At 69.6% G+C, this 6,004-nt stretch carries 7 protein-coding genes; 4 read left to right on the forward strand and 3 right to left on the reverse strand.

All coding sequences use genetic code 11. From position 1 onward, the window contains the following. Window positions 1-4 precede the first annotated feature (4 nt). A complete protein-coding gene (locus ABZ345_RS11470; RefSeq protein WP_359845714.1) occupies window positions 5-742 on the reverse strand; it encodes a DoxX family protein in 738 nt (245 codons plus the stop codon). 80 nt (window positions 743-822) lie between these two features. Beyond that, on the reverse strand, window positions 823-1,737 hold the full coding sequence (locus ABZ345_RS11475; RefSeq protein ID WP_359845717.1) for a 2-hydroxyacid dehydrogenase: 915 nt from the start codon (window positions 1,735-1,737) through the stop codon (window positions 823-825). A 131-nt stretch (window positions 1,738-1,868) separates the two neighbouring features. Between ABZ345_RS11475 and ABZ345_RS11480 the strand changes: the two genes are divergently transcribed. Together ABZ345_RS11480 and ABZ345_RS11485 are read left to right on the forward strand one after the other, a co-directional pair. Further along, complete coding sequence (locus tag ABZ345_RS11480) at window positions 1,869-2,771, forward strand: alpha/beta hydrolase (protein ID WP_359845720.1); 903 nt, start codon at window positions 1,869-1,871, stop codon at window positions 2,769-2,771. A gap of 10 nt (window positions 2,772-2,781) precedes the next feature. Then, a complete protein-coding gene (locus tag ABZ345_RS11485) occupies window positions 2,782-3,942 on the forward strand; it encodes a PQQ-dependent sugar dehydrogenase (protein WP_359845723.1) in 1,161 nt (386 codons plus the stop codon). On the opposite strand, the gene ABZ345_RS11490 is transcribed toward ABZ345_RS11485, so the two are convergent. Then, complete coding sequence (locus tag ABZ345_RS11490; protein ID WP_359845726.1) at window positions 3,921-4,889, reverse strand: LysR family transcriptional regulator; 969 nt, start codon at window positions 4,887-4,889, stop codon at window positions 3,921-3,923. The genes ABZ345_RS11485 and ABZ345_RS11490 overlap by 22 nt on opposite strands. Window positions 4,890-5,035: 146 nt before the next feature. Between ABZ345_RS11490 and ABZ345_RS11495 the strand changes: the two genes are divergently transcribed. Then, a complete protein-coding gene (locus ABZ345_RS11495; RefSeq protein WP_359845729.1) occupies window positions 5,036-5,560 on the forward strand; it encodes a hypothetical protein in 525 nt (174 codons plus the stop codon). Further along, window positions 5,557-5,925, forward strand: coding sequence for an SgcJ/EcaC family oxidoreductase (locus tag ABZ345_RS11500; RefSeq protein ID WP_359845732.1), 369 nt, complete (start codon window positions 5,557-5,559; stop codon window positions 5,923-5,925). The genes ABZ345_RS11495 and ABZ345_RS11500 overlap by 4 nt, the downstream gene beginning before the upstream one ends. The last annotated feature ends 79 nt before the right edge of the window (window positions 5,926-6,004 follow it).

Here is a 6,004-nt window from a genome sequence, read left to right on the forward strand (position 1 = left end):
GTTCTTACCGGAACACGAAGAACGTCACCGCCGCACCACCCGCTCCGAGCAGGAGTGCGATGAACCCGGCCGCCACGGGGTGGCGGAACCAGCTGCGGTTGTAGTCCAGCGCGGCCCGGCCGGGTCCGGCGAACAGCGCCGCGAACGCCATGCCCGCGAGCGCCAGTTCCAGCTCCACGCCGTTGGGGCCGAAGAAGCCGCCCTTGTACTTCAGCGCGATGACGTTCGCCATGACGGCGAGCAGGCCCGCCGCGGCCAGGGGCGTGAAGAGACCCAGCACGAGCAGGCCGCCGCCGGTGAGCTCGGTGACGCCGGTGACCCAGGCGAGGACGACGGACTCGCGGTAGCCCATCGACTCGAGCGACTTCGCGAAGCCGTTGATGCCGGGACCGCCGAAGAGACCGAAGACCTTCTGCAGGCCGTGCAGCACGAAGATGCCGCCGAGCACCGCACGCAGCCCGAGCAGACCGAGGTCAGGGCCCGCGGTCCAGCCGAACTTCTTGCGCTCGTCGTCGAACGGGTCGTCGTCCGCGTACGCCTGGTTGTCCACAGTGGACTTGTCCAGCGGGGTGTAGCCCGTCGTGTCGAACGCCTTCGTCGTCGAGTCGTACGGCGAAGCAGCACCGCCGTCGACTCTGGCCGTGCTGTCGTCGAAGTGGTGCACTCCCCCTCCGCTGCTCGAATAGAACGAGTCGTCGGAGAAAGCGCTCGATGTCTTCGAGCCTTTGTCGTGAGTAGCCACGCCCGCACGCTAGGGGGCCCGAAACGGGCGCGCGAGATCCGAACGGCAGCTTAGGTTCACCCAGATGGACTAGGGGCTCCCTAGTAGCTGCCGTTCACAAGATTGCGCGGACGTTCCCCCGCAACGTAGCGAGCGACCTCGGAGGCGACGACCGCGTATGCGCGTTGTGCATGCCCCGTACAGGAACCTGCCACGTGCGGGGTCAGCAGCAGACCCGGCGCGGTCCACAGTGGATGACCCTCCGGCAGTGGTTCTGGATCGGTGACGTCGAGAGCTGCGCGCAGTCGCCCGGAATTCAGTTCCGCGAGCAATGCGTCCGTGTCGACGACGGGCCCGCGGGCACCGTTGACCAGGATCGCGGTGTCCTTCATCGCGGCCAGGAACTTGGCGTCGACCAGGTGCCTGGTCTCCTCGGTCATCGGCGTGAAGATCACCACCGCGTCGAACTCCGGCAGCAGCGACGGCAGCTCGTCGGCACCGCGCACGCCGTCACGGGCGGTGCGGCCGACCAGCACGGCCGAGGCGTTGAACGGTTCGAGGCGCCGCTGCAGCTGCTCGCCGAGGTCACCCGCACCGACGATCAGAACCTTCTTGTCCTGCAAGGTGTCCGTCAGGTGGTAGTCCCAGCGGCCCTCGGCGCGGGCGCGCTCGAAGACGAGGAACTCTCGGTATATCGCCAGCAACGCGCCGATCGCCCACTCCGCGGTGCTGCCGCCGTGCGCGCCGCGGCACGTGGAGAGCATCACACCGTCCGGCACCTTGCCGACGAAGTTCTCCGCGCCCGCGCTCAGCAGCTGCACGAGTTTGAGGTTCGGCAGCTGCGCGAACACGTCGCGGGGATCGGTGCCGGCGAGGAACTTGGGCACCAGGACCTCGGCGTCCATCCCGTCGGACGGCAACGGCTGCCCCGGCGTGTAGCGAACCGGCCGGACACCGTCCACCTGAGACAGCGCCTGAACTCCGAAATCATCTGGCACGAGCACGGTGAGCGTCACGAGCCCAACATACTGCCGTGACCGCCGGCCTTCACCGCGTCTTCGGCGCTCAGCAGGGCGCCTCGCGGCCGCCTGAACACCGAACACGGGGTAAAGGCCGGCGGCCTCGGCAGTACGACAGAATGGCGGGCATGCGGGAGCACGACATCATCGCGTGGGACGGCACGAAGATCCGGACGTGGCACGCGCCGGGTGAAGGAACACCCGTGCTGCTGTGTCCCGGCGTGGGGTCGGGGCCGGAGTCGTGGCCGTCGCTGACCGGCCGCGGCGGTCTGCTCAGCTGGTACATGCGCGGCACGATGGGCTCCGACCGCCCTGTCGATGAGCGCAACATCTCGCTGGACGACCACGTGTCGGACGCGCTCGCGGTGCTGGACGACGCGGGCATCGAACGGTGCGTCGTCATGGGCTGGTCGATGGGCGTCACGATCGGGGCCGAACTGGCGCTGCGCCATCCGGACCGGGTGGCGGGCCTGCTGCTCGTCGCGGGCGCGCCGGGCGACTCGTTCGACGGGATGCTGCCGCTGGTCCCGAAGTCCGCGCGCCGGTTCGTCGGCAACATGGCCACGCGGGTGCTCAGGCAGGCCGGTCCGCTGCTGGACAGCGTGCTGCACCGGGTGCCGGTGACGGACGCGACGACGTTCCTGCTGCGGCACAGCGGCGTGATCAAGCCGAGCAGCGACCCGAAGGCCGTGACCAACGCCGTCAGCCGGTTCCTGCAGCACGACTGGCGCTGGTACTTCACGCTGGCGCTCGCGCTGGGCGAGACGCCGCGCCAGGACCTCGGCCCGATCGTGTGCCCGGTCACACTCCTGGCCGGGCGTGACGACGTGCTGGCGACGACGGAGAGCATGTCGGCTCCCGTCGGCGCGCTGCCCCAGGCGCGGCTGAGGGTGCTGCCCTGCAGCCACTACCTGCCGCTCGAGGCTCCCGAGGTCGTGTCGGCCGAACTCGATCTGTTGCTGGACCGGGTGCGTTCGGTCGACTTCGCGACCTCGGAGGCGTTCACCGAGGGTTCACGGTCGCGCACCTAGCCTGGGAGTCGTGGTTCGTTCCGTCTTGTTGCTGACCGCCGCCTGCCTGCTGGCAGGGGGCTGCGCGAGCTTTCCCGACGAGCCGGCGCCGACGAGCTGGAGCGCGCAACCACAGCTGACCCCGCAGGCGGGGCCCAAGCCCGAGCTGCCCGGCGAGTACCGGCCGTCTCCCGGCGAGCAGGGCAAGGGGCAGACGCCGCAGAGCGTGCCGCCGCCGCAGGGCTGCAAGGACTTCAACCCCGCGGTGATCGCGACGTGCCTCAACACCGTCACGGGTGTCGCTCCGATCGGCGCGGACGCCCAGGGCGGTGTCGCCGCCTACGCCGCGGAACGCGGTGGCCGTCTGGTCAAGGTCACCAAGGACGTCGACCCGGTCCTGGTCGCGCAGATCGAGGTGGACGCGTCGTCGGACGGCGGGCTGACCGGGCTCGCGCTGTCCGCCACGTTCGCCGAGGACCAGCTCGCGTACGTCTACGTGACGACCGCGACGGACAACCGGGTGCTGCGCGTCGCCCCCGGTGACATGCCCAAGCCCATCCTCACCGGCATTCCCAAGGGACCGTCCGGCAACCGCGGTGTGCTGGCGAGCGACCGCAAGGGCTCGATCCTCGTCGCCACCGGTGACGCCGGGAACCCCGCGCTGGCCGCCGACCCGAACTCGCTCGCGGGCAAGGTGCTGCGCATCGACGGCTCCGGCAAGCCCGCCCAGGGCAACCCGACGGCCGGCAGCGCGGTCGTCACGTCCGGGCTGCGGCAGCCCGGTGGTCTGTGCGTGTCGGCGGACGCCCAGAAGATCTGGGTCACGGACTGGTCGGCGAGCTACGACGCCGTGTACCGCGTCGTGCCGGGCAAGCTCGGTGACGCCGCGTGGACGTGGCCGGACCGGCCGGGCGTGATGGGCTGCGCGTCGCTGTCGGACCTGCTGTGGGTCACCACGGCGAAGACTCCTGGCTTGCAGAACCTGCCGATGAACTCCGCCGGCGCGGTCATGGGCAAGCCGAACCTCACGATGGACGACGCCACCGGCTACGGCCGGATGGGCCCGATGGAGCAGATCAACGACTCGGCCGCGCTCGTCGGCACCATCAACAAGGCCGGTGGCCAGCCCGTGTCGTCGGACGACAGGGTCGCGATCGTCGTGCGCACGGGTCAGGACCCCGGCAAGGACTGAGTCCCTGAGCTCAGCGCGAACTCCGCTCCTCCCTGGCGCCACCAACGCGCGTAGACGTCGCTCTCCTCGACGAGCTTCAGGTACCCGGCGGCGACCTGCTCGCACAGGTCGTCGACCTCGCCCGCGACCGGTGCGTCCCGGCGCCAGGCCAGCACGACCTCGCGGACCAGCGGGTTTCCCGTGACCGGCAGCCGAGCGACGCCCGCCGCCGTGCCGCCGACCGGGTAGAGCGGGCACACCGCGCCGGATTCCCTGATCAACGTCAGCGCGACGTGCGCCTCGCTGCTGAAGTGCGCGATCCGCTGCTCGAACCCGGCCTTGGCGCACTCCCGCGCGAAGTGGGCGTTCATGCCGCTGTCGTCCGGCTCGGGCATGACCCACTGCTCGCCGGCGAGCGCTTCGAGCGGGATCTCCGGCTCCTGCGCGTACGGGTGGTGTTGCGGCACTCCGACGAACAGCGGCTCGCGGGTGAGCAGGCGGTGTCCGACGTTCGGCGGCAGGGTGAGCGGAGTACCGGGAAATTGACGCATCACGGCCAGGTCGAGTTCGCCGGTCGTGAGCAACGCGGTGAGCGTCCCGGTCTCCTTGATGGTGCGGCTCGTGACGTTTTTCAGCGCCCCCGCCAATAGTCCGAAGTGATAAGCGGGGATTCCCGCGAGCCTGGTAGGAGCACTGGGGCTGTGGGTGTTACGGCGCGTTACGCGTTCCAGCATGACCAGCTGAGTGAGCATCGACCGCGCCTTCTGCACGAAATCCGCGCCGGCCGGAGTGAGCCTCGCGCCGTCGGCCGTCCGCAGGAACAGCGCGCCGCCCAGATGGTCCTCGATGCGTTTGAGCTGCGTCGTCACCGCGGGCTGGGTGAGGTGCAGGCGTGCGGCCGCCTTGCGCAGGCTGCCGCAGTCGGCGATCGCCACGACCAGTTCGAGATGCCGCACCTCAAGACGCATGCGCCCGATGTTATCGCTGAATGTAATAGCCTCAACACCCTCCGGAATCTCGCGCAAGACGTCGCGGTCTCGATACGTTCGCCGGCGTGATGGAATTGGCCGAGCGCCCGACGCGCACCGATGCGGTGCTGTTTTCGGATCGCGCAGTGAAAACGTTTCTGGAGGCCGCGTCCGCCGAATACTCGTTCATCACCGAGGATGAACCGAGACCGTGTTTCGCGGTCCTGCTCGGTCTCGCCGCGGGGTCGGAGGCCGTGGTTCAGGAGGTCGCGTTCGGCCGCAACGCGCGACTGACCGACCCCTCGGCGCGCGAGGAGTTCGCGTCCACGATCGTGCCGCGTTTCGGCACGGCGTACGAGAACCCGGTGCGGGCGTGGTGGCTCGACCCGGCCGACCTGCTGACGATCACCCGCACGGCCGGCGCCGCGGGCCTGGACGTCCTCGGCTCGATCCACCTGCACCCGGACTGGCACCGGCTGGGGCCCGAGTGCGAGCGCGACCGGCCGTTGAGCGACAGCCCGACGCCGATGGACGAGCACATGTTCCGCAACAGCGGATGGCCAGTGAACGTCGTCTGCTACCTCGAACGCCGCCACGGCGGCCTCTACTACTCGCTCGCCGCGTGGGACGCCGAGTGCCTGCGCCTGCCGTTGAGGATGAACCACTCATGACCGAACAGATCTACTCGTTGTGGCAACGCATGGAGCAGGGCTGGGCCCAGGGCGACGGCGAGGCCTTCGCCGCCGTGTTCGCCGAGGACGTCGACTTCGTGACGGTGCGCGGTGAGGAGCTGTTCGGGCGGCGGGCCGTGGCGCTGGGCCACGGGCAGCTCTTCGCCGGGCCGTACCGCGACACGAAGCTGACCGCGGAGATCAGCCTGATCAGGCCGCTGTCCGAGGGGATCTCGCTCGTGCACGTCACGTCCTCCATCTCCCCTGCTGGCATCACCACCCACGCGCAGGCCGTCGTCGTGCAGCGTGACGGCGCGTGGGAGATCGCCGCGTTCCACAACATGATCCCGAAGGAATCTGAATGATCGTGTCAAGCCGCTGCGGTAGCGGGTTGTGGCGCGGTCGGGGTGAACTTCCGGCCGTCGCGCAGCAGCGCCCAGAGCA

This window comes from Lentzea sp. NPDC005914, from assembly GCF_040629405.1.
Taxonomy (GTDB): Bacteria; Actinomycetota; Actinomycetes; order Mycobacteriales; family Pseudonocardiaceae; genus Lentzea.